12 protein-coding genes are annotated in these 16,310 nt (G+C 63.0%); 6 read left to right on the top strand and 6 right to left on the bottom strand.

All coding sequences use genetic code 11. The features are described 5' to 3' along the window. Positions 1-2 precede the first annotated feature (2 nt). Together ACL9RI_RS00875 and ACL9RI_RS00880 are read right to left on the bottom strand one after the other, a co-directional pair. A complete protein-coding gene (locus ACL9RI_RS00875) occupies positions 3-587 on the bottom strand; it encodes a response regulator transcription factor (protein WP_183675217.1) in 585 nt (194 codons plus the stop codon). 11 nt (positions 588-598) lie between these two features. Then, positions 599-2,638 carry a PAS domain S-box protein gene (locus ACL9RI_RS00880; protein WP_422724720.1) on the bottom strand — a complete coding sequence of 680 codons (2,040 nt, stop codon included), beginning with the start codon at positions 2,636-2,638 and terminating at the stop codon, positions 599-601. 141 nt (positions 2,639-2,779) lie between these two features. Here ACL9RI_RS00880 and ACL9RI_RS00885 point away from each other — a divergent pair, with 141 nt between their 5' ends. The 6 genes from ACL9RI_RS00885 to ACL9RI_RS00910 all read left to right on the top strand — a co-directional run bounded on the left by ACL9RI_RS00885 (position 2,780) and on the right by ACL9RI_RS00910 (position 7,897). After that, positions 2,780-3,772 carry a TRAP transporter substrate-binding protein gene (locus ACL9RI_RS00885; protein WP_422725158.1) on the top strand — a complete coding sequence of 331 codons (993 nt, stop codon included), beginning with the start codon at positions 2,780-2,782 and terminating at the stop codon, positions 3,770-3,772. 116 nt (positions 3,773-3,888) lie between these two features. Then, positions 3,889-4,461 (top strand): TRAP transporter small permease, encoded by a 573-nt coding sequence (locus ACL9RI_RS00890; RefSeq protein ID WP_183675223.1) that lies wholly within the window; start codon positions 3,889-3,891, stop codon positions 4,459-4,461. Then, complete coding sequence (locus ACL9RI_RS00895) at positions 4,458-5,738, top strand: TRAP transporter large permease (RefSeq protein ID WP_422724721.1); 1,281 nt, start codon at positions 4,458-4,460, stop codon at positions 5,736-5,738. The genes ACL9RI_RS00890 and ACL9RI_RS00895 overlap by 4 nt, the downstream gene beginning before the upstream one ends. A gap of 436 nt (positions 5,739-6,174) precedes the next feature. Continuing rightward, positions 6,175-6,675 carry a methylated-DNA--[protein]-cysteine S-methyltransferase gene (locus tag ACL9RI_RS00900; RefSeq protein WP_422724722.1) on the top strand — a complete coding sequence of 167 codons (501 nt, stop codon included), beginning with the start codon at positions 6,175-6,177 and terminating at the stop codon, positions 6,673-6,675. After that, a complete protein-coding gene (xerD, locus tag ACL9RI_RS00905) occupies positions 6,672-7,589 on the top strand; it encodes a site-specific tyrosine recombinase XerD (protein WP_422724723.1) in 918 nt (305 codons plus the stop codon). The genes ACL9RI_RS00900 and xerD overlap by 4 nt, the downstream gene beginning before the upstream one ends. A 92-nt stretch (positions 7,590-7,681) precedes the next feature. Beyond that, a complete protein-coding gene (locus tag ACL9RI_RS00910) occupies positions 7,682-7,897 on the top strand; it encodes a hypothetical protein (RefSeq protein WP_422724724.1) in 216 nt (71 codons plus the stop codon). 25 nt (positions 7,898-7,922) lie between these two features. On the opposite strand, the gene mgtA is transcribed toward ACL9RI_RS00910, so the two are convergent. The 4 genes from mgtA to ACL9RI_RS00930 are packed head-to-tail and all read right to left on the bottom strand — an operon-like array spanning position 7,923 to position 16,165. Next, on the bottom strand, positions 7,923-10,616 hold the full coding sequence (mgtA, locus tag ACL9RI_RS00915; protein WP_422724725.1) for a magnesium-translocating P-type ATPase: 2,694 nt from the start codon (positions 10,614-10,616) through the stop codon (positions 7,923-7,925). Positions 10,617-10,628: 12 nt separating this feature from the next. Beyond that, positions 10,629-11,945, bottom strand: coding sequence for a TolC family protein (locus ACL9RI_RS00920; RefSeq protein WP_422724726.1), 1,317 nt, complete (start codon positions 11,943-11,945; stop codon positions 10,629-10,631). After that, the gene (locus tag ACL9RI_RS00925; RefSeq protein ID WP_422724727.1) at positions 11,929-15,036 is read right to left on the bottom strand and encodes an efflux RND transporter permease subunit; all 3,108 of its coding nucleotides are present in this window, start codon (positions 15,034-15,036) and stop codon (positions 11,929-11,931) included. The genes ACL9RI_RS00920 and ACL9RI_RS00925 overlap by 17 nt, the downstream gene beginning before the upstream one ends. Next, positions 15,029-16,165, bottom strand: a complete 1,137-nt coding sequence (locus ACL9RI_RS00930; RefSeq protein ID WP_422724728.1) for an efflux RND transporter periplasmic adaptor subunit — start codon at positions 16,163-16,165, stop codon at positions 15,029-15,031. The genes ACL9RI_RS00925 and ACL9RI_RS00930 overlap by 8 nt, the downstream gene beginning before the upstream one ends. Between the last annotated feature and the right edge of the window lie 145 nt (positions 16,166-16,310).

Raw genomic sequence — 16,310 nt, forward strand, 5'->3', positions numbered from 1 at the left:
TCCTATTTCAACAACCCCGCCAGCTCCACCGCCGTCTTGACCTGCATCTTGTCGAAGATATGCGCGCGGTGGACTTCCACGGTGCGCATGCTGATGCCCAGCTTGTCTGCCACCACCTTGTTCATCTTGCCCGCCAAAATCAGGTCCAGCACTTCGCGTTCGCGCGTGGACAGGGTAGCCAGGCGCGCGTGCACGGCGGCCAGTTCGCCGGCCTGGCGCGAGTTGGCCAGGCCTTGCTGCACCCGGTCCATCAGGTCGTTGTCGTTGAACGGCTTTTCAAAGAAGTCGAAGGCGCCCCGTTTCAGGCTGTCGACGGCCATCGGCACGTCGCCGTGGCCGGTGAGGAAAATCACCGGCAGGCGCGCCGTCAGGTCGCGCTTGACCAGCTGGTCGAACAGGGCGATGCCGTTCATGTCTGGCATGCGCACGTCGAGCAGCACGCAGTCGCCCGCTTCGTCGAAGCTGCCGTCGAGGCTGTCGAGGAATTGCTGCGCGCTGGCGTAGCTGCGCGCCTCGATGCTGCGCGAGGCGGCCAGCCAGGACAGGGAATCGCGCACTACTTCTTCGTCGTCGATGATATGCAGCATGGGCTCTCCGGTTACTGTCTTGATATTGTTACGGTTGTTGATTGCGGCGCGCGCGGCACGGCCGGCACGCTGAAGGTAAAGATGGTGCCGCCAGCCGGGTTGGCGCTGAAGGTCAGCGCGCCGCCGTGAAACTCGATGGCGGTGCGGCAGATATTCAATCCCATGCCCATGCCTTCGGCCTTGGTCGAGAAAAACGGCGAAAACAGCCGCTCCGCCACTTCGGGTGCGATGCCATGGCCCATGTCGATCACGTCGACGGTCACCATTTCCTGCTGCGCGTCATAGCTGGCCCGCAGGCGCATGATACGCCGTCCGGGCGCCGCGTCCTGCATTGCCTCGATGGCGTTGCGCGTCAGGTTCAGCAGCACTTGCTCGATCATCACCGGATCGGCCCACAGCAGGGGCAGGTCGTGCGGGATCTCTTCCTGGATCGTCACATAGTATTTGCGCGCCTGCAGGTCGATCAGCACGCGGATGCCGTCGAGCAGGGTGCGGATCGCCACTTCCTGGCGCTGCGGCTCGCTCTTGCGCACGAAGTCGTGCACGCTGCGGATGATCTGGCCGGCCCGCTGCGCCTGCGCGCTGGCCTGTTCCAGCGCCGGGCGCAAGGTGACCGGATCGACCGGTTTGCCGCCATCGATGGCGCGCCGTATCAGGTTCAGCGCCCCTGTCGTATAGCTGGAAATGGCCGCCAGCGGCTGGTTCAGTTCATGCGCCAGCATCGAGGCCAGTTCGCCCATGGTGGCCAGGCGCGAACTGGTCTGCAGCTTTTCCTGCTGCTGGCGGTTCAATTCCTCGACCTGCTTGCGGTCCGAGATATCGAGCACGGAACCCATCCAGCCGGTCTGCTTGCCATTTTTATCGACCAGCGGCGCTTCAAAGATCAGCACCGGCAGGCGCGTGCCGTCGGCGCGCATAAAATAGGTTTCCGATTGCGGCGTGGTGTTGTCTGCCAGTGCCTTGACGAAACGCTGCTGGTATTCCTCCATCGCTTCCTGCGGCCAGTAAGGCATGGGCGGCAAATGGCCCAGCACTTCCTCGGGCGGATAACCGACCATCTGGCAAAAAGCCGGATTGACATAGGTGACACGGCCTTCCAGGTCGCGCGCGCGCATGCCCGTCACCAGCGAATTTTCCATCGCCGTGCGGAACAGCATCTGCTGGCGCAGCGCGCCTTCGGCCGTCAGCCGGCGAGAAATGTGGCGCCACAGGGCCAGCAAGCTCCATAACAGGCCCAGCGAGAGGGCGATGACGGAGCCGACCAGCAGGTTGGGCAGCAGCTTGGGCTGGCTTTTCACGCTATCGGTAAACAGGATCAGGGTGGCGCCGGGCACGTCGAGCGCGCGCTTGTGCGTGTAGACGCCATGGCCGGGGCCGGCCGCGGCGCGCCGCGCCAGCACCTTGTCATCGCGGTCGATCAGGGAAATCTGGTTGTCCTGGGCGAACCACCATGGCACCATCTCGTCGAGCAGGCTGCTGATCTGGTAGGTGGCCACCAGGCTGCCGACATACTCCTGGCCGTGGAACAGGGGCTGGTGGTAATCCATCAGCATGGCGCCGGGCGGCGCGTCGGGAAAGCCGCTTTGCTGCGATGGCTGCGCGTACTGGCCCCGGTGCAGGCGGCGCGCATTGTCGCCGGCCGTCAGCGACAGGGCGGAAAAATGCGTTTCCTGCGAAATCGTGTTGTCGCTCGACGCCTGCACTCTGCCATGCGTGTCGATCCAGATCACGCGCTGCAGTTCGCGCCCGTTGCGCAGCATTTGCTGCAGCCGTTCATGCACGCGCGCTTCCGGCAAGGTGCCGGTGGCGATATCGCCGCCCAGGTTGTACAGGCTTTCCTCGTTGCGCGCCAGCTGGAAGCGGATGGTCTGCTCGACCCACAGGGTGTCGGCGATCAATTGCTCCTGGCGTTCATTGCTTTCCATCTGGCGCGCCTGCCAGGGCAGCCAGAACAGAACAGCAAGAAACAGCAGCAGCAGGATCACCGGCACCAGCCAGCGCATGGGGCTGGACAATTGCAGGCGGCGCGCTAAAGTGGGCGGGGTCGTCATGGCGGGCAGGGTAGCGCTTTCTCGGGTCGCAGCTATTGTGGTTAACCACAATAGCCTGTGCTGTTTCTTTAGAACACTATCGGTGTAGACAAATAATAAAGTATTTCATAACCATAAAACCATCAGGAGACAGTAATGAAAATGAAAACCATGCTCGTCGCGCTGTGCGCGGCTATCACTGCTACCGCCGGCGTACACGCTTATGCCCAGGCGCCCATCGTCATCAAGTTCAGCCATGTCGTGGCGACCGATACGCCAAAAGGCCAGGCCGCCGAACGCTTCAAGATGCTGGCCGAGAAAGCCACGAATGGCAAGGTCAAGATCGAAGTGTATCCGAACAGCCAGCTGTACAAGGACAAGGAAGAGCTGGAAGCCTTGCAACTGGGCGCCGTGCAAATGCTGGCGCCATCGCTGGCCAAGTTCGGCCCGCTGGGCGTGAAGGAATTCGAAGCGTTCGACCTGCCATATATCTTCCCGACCAAGACCGCGCTGTACAACGTGACCGAAGGCGATATCGGCAAGGGCTTGCTGAAAAAGCTGGAGCCGAAGGGCATCACCGGCCTGGCTTACTGGGATAACGGTTTCAAGGTGATGTCGGCCAACAAGCCGCTGCATACGCCGGCCGACTTCAAGGGCCTGAAAATGCGCATCCAGTCGTCCAAGGTACTCGACGCGCAAATGCGCGCGCTGGGCGCCAATCCGCAAGTGCTGGCGTTTTCGGAAGTGTATCAGGCCCTGCAGACGGGCGTGGTCGATGGCACGGAAAATCCGCCATCGAATATGTACACGCAAAAGATGAACGAAGTGCAAAAGCACGTGACCGTTTCCAACCACGGTTACCTGGGCTACGCCGTGATCGTCAACAAGAAGTTCTGGGATGGCTTGCCACCCGATATCCGTGGCCAGCTGGAACAAGCCATGCGCGACGCCACCACGTTTGAAAAAGCCATCGCCCAGCGCGATAACGACCAGGCGCTCGAGGCCATCAAGAAAACCGGCAAGACCCAGGTCTACACCCTGACCGTGCAAGAGCAGGCCGAGTGGCGCAAAGCCCTGGCACCGGTGCAAAAAGCCATGGAAGGCCGTATCGGCAAAGAGCTGATCTCGGCGATCAACAAGGAAAGCGCGAAGTAACAGCACCCTGGTGCTAGCGGACTGCACCTGCCCTGGCGGCAGGCAGTCCGGCTTTGCCGTGCGCGTCTGCTTTGCAGGCCGGCGCGTGCTCACCCTCTTTTTCGAAAGTTTTCATCATGAAATTCCTTGATCATCTCGAGGAGTGGCTGATTGCGTCCCTGATGGGCGCAGCCACCTTCATTATTTTCCTGGCGGTCGTGCACCGCTACCTGGCGGGCCTGCCGATACCGGGCCTGCAAGATTACCTGATCCAGATCAACACCAGCTGGGCGCAGGAACTGTGCATCTATATGTTCGTCTGGATGGCCAAGTTCGGCGCCGCGTATGGCGTGCGCACCGGCATCCACGTGGGCGTTGACGTATTGATCAACCGCATGAATCCGCGCTGGCGCCACCGTTTCGTGATCCTGGGACTGGGCGCAGGAGCCCTGTTTACGGGCATCGTGGGTACCCTGGGCGCCAGTTTTGTCTGGTCCATCGGCCACACCGACCAGACCTCGGCCGACATGGAAATTCCCATGTGGCTGGTCTACCTGGCCGTGCCGCTGGGTTCCTACCTGATGTGCTTCCGTTTCATGCAAGTCATGGTGCACTTCATCAAGACCGGCGACTTGCCGAAACATGACCATTCGCACGTCGAAGGATTGGATGAAGAACTGACGGCGGAAGAAAAAGGAGCCAAGCCATGAACGCGCTGATTATTTTTGTCCTGCTGCTGGCGCTGATGCTGACCGGCATGCCGATTTCGATTTCGCTGGGTCTGACGGTACTGACCTTCTTGTTTACCATGACCCATGTGCCGATCGAATCGGTGGCCCTGAAGATTTTCACGGGCATCGAAAAATTCGAGATCATGGCCATCCCGTTCTTTATTCTGGCCGGTAACTTCCTCACGCATGGCGGGGTGGCCAGGCGGATGATCAATTTCGCCAGTTCGATGGTCGGCCACTGGCATGGCGGCCTGGCACTGGCTGGCGTGATGGCCTGCGCGCTGTTTGCAGCCGTGTCCGGTTCCAGCCCTGCTACCGTGGTGGCGATCGGCTCCATCATCTTGCCGGCGATGGTCAAGCAAGGTTATCCGCGCGCTTTCGGCGCCGGCGTGATCACCACCTCGGGCGCACTGGGCATCCTGATCCCGCCATCGATCGTGATGGTGATGTATTCGGTCTCGACCAATACCTCGGTGGGCAAGCTGTTCATGGCGGGCGTGATTCCCGGCCTGATGCTGGCCATCCTGCTGGGCCTGACCACCTGGTTCCTGGCGCGCAAGCACAATTATCCGCGCATGAAAAAAGCCAGCTGGAGCGAACGCTTCGTGACCTTCAAGAAAAGCGTCTGGGGCTTGCTGCTGATCGTCATCGTCATGGGCGGTATCTATTCGGGTGTCTTCACGCCGACTGAAGCGGCCGCCATGGCTGCCGTGTATGCCTTCTTCATCGCCGTCTTCGTCTACAAGGACTTGAAGATCAAGCAAGTGGGCAAGGTGCTGCTCGATTCTGCCTCGATGTCGGCCATGCTGCTGTACATCATCACCAACGCCGTGCTGTTCTCGTTCCTGATGACCAGTGAAAACATCCCGCAAGCAATGGCGGAATGGATCACGGGCAAGGGCCTGGGCGTGATCAGCTTCCTGCTGGTCGTGAACGTCTTGCTGTTGTTGGCAGGTAACATCATGGAACCGTCGTCGATCGTGCTGATCATGGCGCCGATCCTGTTCCCGGTCGCCATGAAGCTGGGCATCGATCCGGTGCACTTCGGTATCTTGATCGTGGTCAACATGGAAGTGGGCATGTGCCATCCGCCGGTAGGCTTGAACCTGTATGTGGCCTCGGGTATCACCAAGATGGGTATTTCCGAGCTGACGGTGGCGGTCATGCCGTGGCTGCTGACCATGCTGGCCTTCCTGGGACTGGTGACTTATGTGCCGCAAATCTCCCTGTGGTTGCCAAATCTCATTTATAGTTAAAACGCTACGCCCCATCATGGCGCAAAAAAAATCGATTCCGTCGGTTAAATACGTTATGATGGGCAGCCTTGCCGGGGTGCTTGCATATCGATATGCGCACTGGTAGCAAGGTGGTAGTACAGAATTGGTCACAGAGTTGGTGGGGGAGTGGTCTATAACAACGGTATTGATACCGGGGATATATTGAGGAGACACACGTTTCACAGAAGTTGTTGAGTCATAGCTGTCTGCGGCCACGCGCTGCCACCGGCGGACCCAAACGACCGGGAACGTGAAGCATTACTTGAAGCGCACCGTCTGGTGCGCTTTTTTTTCGCCTCGCGCAACGGCCCGCCGGCAACGCCACGGAGCGTGCATAATCTGGCTGAAGCAGGTTTTTGAGGCTTGATTTTGAAGCTCAAGTTGCTTATTTACCACAATCCAATTTGTAAAGTTCATGAAAAAACAACAGGGTAGCGAACTGTTCAACGCGATCGTCGCCGCGCCTTTCGGCGCCGTGGGCGTGCGTACCGAGGCAGGGCTGCTGCGCGAACTGGTCTACCTGCCGCCGCATTTTCACGAAAAAGACGCGCAGGACGCCGTCGCACAGCGCGCCTCCGAACAGCTGGGCCGTTACTTTGCCGATCCCGCGTATCGTTTCGACTTGCCGCTGGCCCCGCTGGGCAGCGCCTACCAGCAGCGCGTGTGGGCAGCGATTGCCTCGATTCCGTGCGGCCAGGTGCGCACCTATGGCGACGTGGCCCGGCTGATCCGCTCGGCGCCGCGCGCCGTGGGCCAGGCCTGTGGCGCCAACTGGTTTCCGCTGGTGATCCCCTGCCACCGGGTGACGGCGGCCGGCGGCCTGGGCGGTTTCTCCAACCAGGATGACGCCACCGGTTTTCACCTGGGCGTGAAGCGCTGGCTGCTGGCGCATGAAGGCGTGGAGGCCTACCGATGATGAATGCCTTGCTGGCGCCTGACAACGCGACCCTGATCGATGAATTCTGCGACAGCCTGTGGCTGGAAGATGGCTTGTCAAAGAACTCGCTGGACGCTTACCGGCGCGACATGCGCCTGTTTGCGCGCTGGCTGGAAGTGGCGCGGCCGGGGCGCGACAGCCTGTACGACGTTTCCACCAGCGACATCGAAGCGTATTTCGCCGCTCGCCACGAGGAGAGCAAGGCCACTTCGTCGAACCGGCGCTTGTCCGTGCTCAAGCGTTTTTATCAGCTTGCGCTACGTCAAAAACATATTGCCGCCGACCCTTGTCTGAAAATGGTGTCAGCCAAGCAAGCTCCCCGTTTCGTGCATACCCTGAGCGAAGCGCAGGTCGAGGCACTGCTGGCCGCACCCGACGTCAGTACGCCGCTGGGCTTGCGCGAGCGCACCATGCTCGAACTGATGTATGCGAGCGGCTTGCGCGTGTCGGAACTGGTCGACTTGAAATCGGTCGAGCTGAGCCTGAACGATGGCGTGCTGCGCATCACGGGCAAGGGCAGCAAGACGCGCCTGGTGCCGTTTGGCGAGCAGGCGCGGCTGTGGATAGAGCGGTACCTGAAGGAAGCGCGCGGGGTGATCCTCGATGGGCAGATGGATGACGCCCTGTTTGTCACGCGGCGCGGCGGGGCGATGACGCGGCAAATGTTCTGGGTTGTCATCAAGAAACATGCGCTGCAGGCGGGCATCACGGCGCCCCTCTCGCCGCACACCTTGCGCCACGCGTTTGCCACGCATTTGCTGAACCATGGCGCGGACTTGCGTGTCGTGCAACTATTGCTTGGGCATTCAGATATTTCCACCACGCAAATTTATACCCATGTGGCGCGTGAACGCTTGAAACTGCTGCATGCGCAGCATCATCCGCGGGGCTGAAAATGGTGTGTTTGCTGCAGCCGCGTCATAAGTTGCGTCATAATGTGCCTGGTGTGTACAGCTGTCACATTTAAACACTCAAGAGGTAGTTCATGGCCAAGACCAATTTCCAATACGAAAAGCGACAAAAAGAGCTGGAAAAGAAACGCAAGGCCGAAGAAAAAGCCCGGCGCAAGCTGGAAGCGAAAAACAATCCCAAGCCCGCCGATGGCGAGGGAGATGATGACGCTGAATCGGATGCAGAGTCCGGACCTGAAGCAGAGGCAGACCATGCCGGCGCCGTTGCAGCGCCGGCACAGCCTGACTAACGATGTACGTTGTGCATCTGCCGCTTCAGCGCCAGCCGTAGCGGCGGATATACCAGCGTTTCAAGGCCGTCACCAGCACCACGTAGCACAGCAGTATTCCCAGCAGCCACGGGAAGTAGGCCAGCGGCAGCGCCACCAGCTGGAAATAGCTTGCCAGGGGACCCATCGGCAGATAAATACCGATGCCCATGATCACCGCCGTCATGGCCAGCACCGGCCAGGACGCCACGCTGTCGAAGAAGGACAGTTTCGGCGTACGGATCAGGTGCACCACCAGCACTTGCGTCAGCAAGCCCACCACGAACCAGCCCGACTGGAACAGACCCTGGCTGGCTGGCGTATTGGCGTGGAATACCCACCACATCAGCGCAAACGTCAGCAAGTCAAAGATCGAGCTCAGGGGCCCGAAGTACAGCATGAAGCGGCCGATGCCCTGGGGATTCCATTGCAGCGGCTTGCTCAGCAATTCTTCATCGACATGGTCGAACGGGATCGCCACCTGCGACACGTCGTACAGCAGGTTTTGCACCAGCAGATGCAGCGGCAGCATCGGCAGGAACGGTAAAAAGGCACTGGCCACCAGCACCGAAAACACATTGCCGAAGTTCGAACTGGCCGACATGCGGATGTATTTCAGCATATTGCTGAAGGTCTTGCGGCCTTCGCGCACGCCGGCCGCCAGCACCGTCAAATCCTTGTCGAGCAGGATGATGTCGGCCGCATCGCGCGCCACGTCGACGGCCGTATCGACCGAAATGCCGATATCGGCCGTGCGCAGGGCCGCCGCGTCGTTGATGCCATCGCCGATAAAGCCGACGATATGCCCATCGCTGCGCAGGGCGCGCACCAGGCGTTCCTTGTGCAAGGGCGTCAGGCGGGCAAACACCGTATTGCGGGCAGCGAGCGCCGCCAGCTGCACGTCGTCCAGGCGTTCGATCTGCGGCCCCAGCACCATGCCGCACATGGCCAGGCCCAGCTCCTGGCAGACTTTGCCCGTGACCAGTTCGTTGTCGCCGGTGAGGATCTTCAGGGTCACGCCCTGCGTCGTCAGGGCCTCCAGTGCCTGCGCCGCGCTGGTTTTCACGGGATCGAGGAAGGCCAGATAGCCGACCAGGGTCAGCTGCTCTTCGTCTTCCGTTGAAAACGTCGCCTGTGCACGCGGCACGGCCCGTTCGGCCACCGCCACCACGCGCAAGCCTTGCTCGCCCAGGGTGCGCGTGACGCGCAGCAAGCGTTCCAGCACGGCCTTGTCCAGCGCCAGTGTGGCCAATCCCTGGCGCACGGCCGTGCAGGCGGACAGCACGTCTTCCAGCGCACCCTTGCAAATCAAACGATGTGTCTCTTCGCCGTCGCTGTCTGCTGCGCCGACGATCACCGACATGCGGCGGCGCTGGAAATCAAACGGAATCTCGTCGATCTTGACGTAGCTCTGCGCCAGCTCCTGCGCCGTGTCGGGCGGCATATGCGCCAGCACTGCCGTGTCCAGCAGGTTTTTCAGGCCGGTCTGGAAATGGCTGTTCAAGAAAGCCAGCCGCAGCACGGTGCCGCTGTCGGCGCCGAAGGCATCCGTGTGCTGCGCCACCACCAGCGCATCCTGGGTCAGCGTGCCCGTCTTGTCCAGGCACAGCACATCCATGGCGCCCATGTTCTGGATCGCGTCCAGGTGCTTGACGATCACCTTGCGGCGCGCCAGCGTGGCCGCGCCACGGGCCAGGGCCGCCGTGACGATCACGGGCAGCATTTCCGGCGTCAGGCCGACCGCCACTGACAGCGCGAACAGGCACGCTTCGCTCCAGTCGCCACGCGCGGCGCCATTGATCAGCAAAACGAAGGGCGCCAGCACCAGTGCGAAGCGGATCAGCAGCCAGCTGACGCTGTTCACGCCTGCCTGGAAGGCCGTCGGCTCGCGACCCCGTTCGCTGAGCTGGGCGGCAACGGCGCCGAAATAACTGCGGCTGCCCGTCGTCAGCACCACCGCCCTGGCCGTGCCCGAGACCACGGTGGTGCCCATGAACAGCAGGTTGTCCAGTTCCAGCGGATTGTCGCCGGCAAAGCGCTGGCGGTCGACGAACTTCTCGACCGGGAAAAACTCGCCCGTCAGCGCGGCCTGGCTGACAAACAAATCCTTGGCGACCAGCACGCGGCAATCGGCCGGGATCATGTCGCCGGCCGACAGCAGCACGATCTCGCCCGGCACCAGCGCAATGAAGGGCACTTCCAGCGCGCTCGAATCGCGGCCATGCAACTGCACCTCGAAATAGCGGCGCGCATCGTCCGCTGCCTCATGGGCCAGGTCGCGCCGCAGCACGGTGGCCGTGTTGCCGACCATGGCTTGCAGGCGCAGGGCCGCGCCATGCGAGCGGCGCTCGACGCCAAAGCGCAGCAGGGTCGATATCACCACCATGGCGCCGATCACGGCGGCGGCCCGCATGTCGCCAGTCAGCAGCGAGACGGCCGCCAGCACCGACAACAGCAGGTTGAACGGATTGCGGTAGCTTGACCACAGCTGGCGCCACCAGGGCAGCGGCCGTTCATGCGCCACCTGGTTGCTGCCATGGCGGGCCTGCAGGGCCGCCACTTCGCTGGAGCTGAGGCCTTCTTCGCGGCTGCGCAAGCCCACCAGCACGGCAGGCGCGTCGAGCCGCGAAGCGCGCAGCAAATCGTTGGCCAGCTTGCGCGAGACGGTACGGGGAAAGGCGCGGTGGCCCGGTTTGATCATGGCAGGCTCCCGTTACAGGGTGGGACGCTGGCCGATGGCCAGTTGCAGCTGCGTGCTGGCGATCGCCACATCGGCGCGCGCCTGCAGATATCCCTGATAGGCGTCATCGGCCGAACGCTGGGCCGCCAGCCATTCCAGCAGCGAGGCATTGCCGCTGAAGTAGGACAGGCGGATGCCATCGACCACTTTTTGCGCATCGACCAGCACGCCGTCGTGGTAGCGCGCCAGGCGCTGCTGCGCCGAAGCCAGTTGCACGCTGGCCGTGCGCACGTCCGTTTCCGCCTTCAGCTCGGCCTGGCGCAAGGCCAGCATGGCTTGCGTGACACCTGCTTCGGCCTGCACGATGTCGCCCTTGTCGCGCCGCGACAGCGGAATCGGAATCGACAGCGACAGGCTCAGTGCGCGCGAGCGCGGCGTGCCATCGACCGCATCGCCATTGGCGTCGACGCTGTCGTGGTAGCCGCGTGCGGCCGACAGGCCCAGCGAGACGGTAGGATCGACCGAGCGGTTGGCGCGCACCAGCGAGGCGCTGTCGCGCTGATTGTCCAGGGCGGCGCGGGCGATGCGCACGTCGTTGCGTTCGCGCAGCGCCTGCGGCAGCAGCTGCCTGACGCTGCCGGCGTCAAAGGCAGTGAAGTCGCAGCTCAGTTGCACGTCCGGGAACAGGGTTTCGAACGACTGGCCCAGCGCTGGCGACAAATTGAGCATGGCGCTGTCGGCGTCGCTGCGCGCCTGCATCAGCTCGGCCTGGAACTGGTCGCGTTCGACGCGCGACTGCAGCAGCTCGATGCCGCCCACGTCGCCCACCTTGCGCCGCACGCCATTCGCGTCCACCACTTTTGAGAGGGCGGTCATGGTTTGCTCCTTGCGGGCCACCACTTCGCGCGTGCGGCAGGCTTCCGTGAACGCCGCTGCGGCAGTGGCATACAGCTCGCTCCTGAAGCCGGCCACGGTTTCCTCGGCCAGCAGCACATTGCTGCGGGCCGCCTTCAGGCGCGCATCGCGCTTGCCGCCCGTTTCGATCACCATGCTGACGGTGGGCGTCCAGGTGACGGGCCGGTTGGCGACGGACTTCACCGTTTCGCGCGAGGCGCCGATCGAAAACTCGGGGTCGGGGCGGATGCCGGCGATGCCCACCCCGGCCTTGGCCGAGGTCACCGTTTCGTTCTGGGCTTTCAATTCCAGGCTGTGGGCTTCCACCGCCGCCAGGTAGCTGGCAAAGTTCAGGGGCGTGGCCGCGCCGGCGGCCGGCGCCATAAAGGCGGCCACAGTGGTGGCCAGCACAAGGCGGGCCGCCAGGCGGGGATTGACATTAAAGTGTTTCATCATCGGTTTCTCCTTCGGTCTGGGCCGGACGCGCGGCAACGCGCGCCTCGATCAGGTAATACAGGGCAGGCAAGAGCAGCAGGGTCAGGGCGGTGGCCGTCACCAGGCCGCCCACCACCACGGTTGCCAGCGGGCGCTGCACGTCGCTGCCCAGGCCCGTGGCCAGCATGGCCGGCGTCAGGCCCAGCGCGGCGACGGTGGCGGTCATCAGCACGGGCCGCATGCGGTCGCGCGTCCCTTCCAGCACCGCTTCGCGCAAGGTCTTGCCTTCCTGCGTGCGCAAGCGGTTGATTTGCGCCAGCATCAGCACCGCGTTCAGCACGGCCACGCCGAACAGGGCGATGAAGCCGACCGCGCTCGAGACATTCAGGGTCATGCCGCGCAGGTGCAGCGCGGCCAGGCCGCCCAGCATCGCCAGCGGCACGGCCAGCAGCACCAGGGTCGGCTGGCGCAGGTTGCGGAACTGGCCGAACAGCAGCAGGAACATGGCGCCCAGGGTCATCGGCAGGATGATGGCCAGGCGGGCTTGCGCGCGCTGCAGGTTTTCAAACTGGCCGCCCCATTCGAGGCTGATGCGCTGGTGGTCGTAATGCAGCTTGTTTTCCAGCAGTGGCCGCGCTTCGTCGAGGAAGCTGGCCAGGTCGCGGCCACGGGCGTTCAGGCGTACGATGATGTGGCGCTTGCCCATCTCGCGCACGATCACGCTTTCGCCCGAGGTGGTGGTCACTTTCGCCACCTGCGCCAGCGGCACCTTGGCGCCGTCGGCCGTGGTCAGCATCAGGTTGGAAATCGCGTCGGGGCTGGAGCGCACTTCAGCCGGGAAGCGCACCGCGATGTCATAGCTTTTTTCGCCCACATACACTTGCCCGATGGGCGCGCCGCCGATGCCGGTGGAAATCAGGTCGGCCACGTCGGCTGCGTTGATGCCGTAGCGGGCCGCTGCTGCGCGGTCCAGTTCCACTTTCAGGTTGGGCAGCGGCGGTTCCACGTCCACCGCCACGTCGGAGGCGCCCGGCACGGTTTTCAGCAGGTCGGCCACCTGGCCGGCGATGCCACGCACTTCATCGAGGTCATTGCCGAAGATTTTGACCGTCAGATCGCTGTGGGCGCCCGACAGCTTGTCTTGCACGCCATCGATCATCGGCTGCATGAAGGCCACCGTGTAGCCGGGCATGCGCTTGAAGCGCTCGCTCATTTTTGCGATCAGCTCCTGCTTGGTCATGCCCGATTTCCAGGTTTTATACGGATGCAGGCCCACGCTCGCCTCGATGTGCGACGGCGTCCAGTAATCGGTGCCGTCGTCGTTGCGGCCCGTCTGCGTGACGATGGTCGATACTTCCGGGAATTCCAAGGTGGCGCGGCGCAGTTCGCTGGCCATCTCCGAGGCCTTGTCCAGCGTGATCCCGGGCGGCATCTGCACTTGCAGCCACAGGGAGCCTTCGTCGAGATAGGGCAGGAAATCGCGGCCGATGGTGCCGCCCAGGATCACCAGCCCGGCCAGTGCTCCGCCGCAGACGACGGCTACCCAGCGGCGCTTGCCGACCATGTTGTCCAGGAAGCGTCCATAGCGCTCGGCCAGCGTTTCGAGCACGCGGTTGTGGAACATCTTGCGCGGCTTGCGGAAGGCCAGCCAGGCCAGGCCGGGAATCAGGATCAGGGCCACCACCAGCGCGCCGACCAGGGCCGAACCGACTGCGTAGGCCATCGGTGAAAACAGCTTGTATTCGATGCGCTGGAAAGCGAACAGGGGCAGGTAGGCGGCGATAATGACGGCCATGCCGAACATGATGGGGCGCGCCACCTGCAAGGTCGACTCGATGCCGTCGCGCAGGGTCAATGGCCGCTCCTGGTCGCGTTCGCGGCGGCGCAGTATGTTTTCCAGCACCACCACGGAACCGTCGACCAGGATGCCGAAGTCGATCGCCCCCAGGGACAGCAGGTTGGCGGGAATTTTAAAGTGGTGCATGAAGATGAAGGCGATCAGCAGGGCCAGCGGAATCGTCAGCGCGACGATGGCCGCTGCGCGCGGGCTGCCCAGGAACAGCAGCAGCACCAGGGCGACTAACAGCATGCCTTCACCGAGGGTAAATCCCACCGTATGCAAGGTCGCCTCGATCAGCGAGCTGCGGTCCAGGTAGGGCACCACTTTGACGTCTTTCGGCAGCAGGTTGCGGTTCAGGTCATCGACGGCTGCATGGATGCCGGTCAGGGCTTCGGACGGATTGAAATCCTTCAGCAGCAGGGTGATGCCTTCGATGGTGTCGGGGTTGTTGTCCTTGCCCAGGATGCCGCGCCGCTCCACGTTGCCGTAGACGAGCTTGCCCAGATCCTTGACCAGCACCGGCACGCCATTCTTGGCCGTGACCACCACGTTGCCCATGTCGTCGAGCGAATGCAGCAAGCCCACGCCGCGCACCACATACGATTGCTGGCCACGGTCGATGATGCTGCCGCCGCCGCTGACGTTGTTGGCGTTGATGGCGTCTTTGACTTGCGACAGCGACAGGCCATAGCTATTGAGTTTGGCCGGGTCCAGCTCCAGCGTGAATTGCGTGGTCAGGCCGCCGAAATTGCTGACGTCGGCCACGCCGCGCACTTTTTGCAGGCGCGGGATCACGGTCCAGAACTGCAGTTCGGACAGCTCGCGCAGGCTGCGCGTTTTTGACTCCAGCGTGTAGCGGTAGATCTCGCCGGTGGGCGAGGTATAGGGGTCGAGGCCAGGCTTGGCGTCATACGGCAGGCTGACGGTGGCCAGCCGCTCCTGCAGCCGTTCGCGCGTGAAATAGCCGTCGCTGCCGTCTTCGAAGACCACGGTGATCAGCGACAGGGCGAACAGGCTGCGCGTGCGCAGCACGTGCATGCCCGGCGTGCCCATCAGGGCGCGTTCCAGCGGGATGGTGATCTGCTGCTCGATTTCCTCGGCGCCCAGGCCCGGCACCTGCGTGACGATTTGCGAAGTGACGTCGGCGATGTCGGGGTAGGCTTCGATCGGCAGCTGCTTCCAGCTGTAGATGCCGTACACGGTGACGAACAGCAGCACCAGCCAGACGATGCCGCGCCGCTTGAAGCAGGTGGTGATGAAGGAATCAATCATTGAGCAGCACTCCTTCCTTGACCACGATGCGCTCGCCCGCCTTCAGGCCGGAGACGATTTCCACCTGGTCTTGCAGGGTGGCGCCCACTTGCACGGTGCGCGGCTCAAAACGCATCGGGCTGCGCTCGACCATCACCTTGGTGTACAAGCCGCTTTGCAGCAGGGCGGCGGCCGGCACCACGATCACGCGGCGGGTAGCGCCGGCAAAGCCCGCATGGGCGAACATGCCGGGCTTGAACTTGCCGCTGCGGTTATCGATGGAGACGCGCACCTTGACCGTGCGCGTATCGGTGTCGAGCACGGCGCCGATATAGGCCACCTTGCCTTCGAACTCCTGGCCCGGCATGGCGTCGAGCGTGATGCGCGTGCTCTGGCCGACGGCCAGTTGCGCCAGGTCTTTTTCGGCCACGTCGGCGGACAGCCACACGGTGGACAAATCGGCCACCGTCATCACGGGCGCGTTGATATCATTCCAGTAGCCACCCTGGGCGCCATTCATCTCGATCACGGTGCCGGCAATCGGCGAGCGCAGCACATAGTCGCGGCGCGAGCCACCAATAGGGGCGCCGAACTGGGCCAGCTTGTCGGCGCTGGCGTGGGCGTCGCTCTGCGCCTGGTCGAACGCTGCCTGGGCCGCTTCATAATCCTTGCGGGCGGCGATTTCCGCTTCAAACAGGGTCTTTTGGCGGTCGCGTTCCTGGCGTGCCTGCAGCAGCGCCGAACGGGCCTTGCTATCGTCCGCATAGGCAGCGCTCAGGTCGGCCGAGTCCAGCGTGAACAGGGCGTCGCCGGCCTTGACGGTGTCGCCCAGCGCGCGCTGCAGGCGCAGGATGCGGCCCGACAGCGGTGGCGTCACTTTCACCAGTTTTTCCGGCATCGCCTCGATCGCGCCCGGTGCGCTGGTTTGCACGGCGATATCCTGTTCGGTGACGGCGGCCACCTGCAGGCGCTGGCGCAGCGGCGAAGTGTTCGGCACGCTGATGGTGCCATCGTCCATATGGTTGGCTGCGGCAGGCGGCGCGGCGTCCTCGGTTTGTTTGGCGCAGCCAGCGAGCATGCTGCAAGCGAGGGTGAGGGCGATGGCGCAAAGGCTGCAGGCGCCAAGCGAGATAGGGGTGGTCGAGTTCATCCCGGTATTCCTTGTTATTGATTGATGAGCGTTGTGCTGGAACATGCGCAGGCATGTCCAGTTCCGGCAGCGCGCGGGCGCTGGCGGGCAGTCAGTGGGTGGTGCCGAAGAGGGGTAGAGCGTAAGAAGGTTGCCGTGCGGGTCC

Source organism: Janthinobacterium sp. Mn2066, from assembly GCF_049319705.1.
GTDB lineage: Bacteria > Pseudomonadota > Gammaproteobacteria > Burkholderiales > Burkholderiaceae_D > Janthinobacterium.

Excerpts from the sequence above, each read along its gene's own strand:
- ACL9RI_RS00875 (WP_183675217.1), bottom strand. The coding sequence starts at position 587 with ATGCTGCATATCATCGACGACGAAGAAGTAGTGCGCGATTCCCTGTCC.
- ACL9RI_RS00880 (WP_422724720.1), bottom strand. The coding sequence starts at position 2,638 with ATGACGACCCCGCCCACTTTAGCGCGCCGCCTGCAATTGTCCAGCCCC.
- ACL9RI_RS00885 (WP_422725158.1), top strand. The coding sequence starts at position 2,780 with ATGAAAACCATGCTCGTCGCGCTGTGCGCGGCTATCACTGCTACCGCC.
- ACL9RI_RS00890 (WP_183675223.1), top strand. The coding sequence starts at position 3,889 with ATGAAATTCCTTGATCATCTCGAGGAGTGGCTGATTGCGTCCCTGATG.
- ACL9RI_RS00895 (WP_422724721.1), top strand. The coding sequence starts at position 4,458 with ATGAACGCGCTGATTATTTTTGTCCTGCTGCTGGCGCTGATGCTGACC.
- ACL9RI_RS00900 (WP_422724722.1), top strand. The coding sequence starts at position 6,175 with ATGAAAAAACAACAGGGTAGCGAACTGTTCAACGCGATCGTCGCCGCG.
- xerD (WP_422724723.1), top strand. The coding sequence starts at position 6,672 with ATGATGAATGCCTTGCTGGCGCCTGACAACGCGACCCTGATCGATGAA.
- ACL9RI_RS00910 (WP_422724724.1), top strand. The coding sequence starts at position 7,682 with ATGGCCAAGACCAATTTCCAATACGAAAAGCGACAAAAAGAGCTGGAA.
- mgtA (WP_422724725.1), bottom strand. The coding sequence starts at position 10,616 with ATGATCAAACCGGGCCACCGCGCCTTTCCCCGTACCGTCTCGCGCAAG.
- ACL9RI_RS00920 (WP_422724726.1), bottom strand. The coding sequence starts at position 11,945 with ATGATGAAACACTTTAATGTCAATCCCCGCCTGGCGGCCCGCCTTGTG.
- ACL9RI_RS00925 (WP_422724727.1), bottom strand. The coding sequence starts at position 15,036 with ATGATTGATTCCTTCATCACCACCTGCTTCAAGCGGCGCGGCATCGTC.
- ACL9RI_RS00930 (WP_422724728.1), bottom strand. The coding sequence starts at position 16,165 with ATGAACTCGACCACCCCTATCTCGCTTGGCGCCTGCAGCCTTTGCGCC.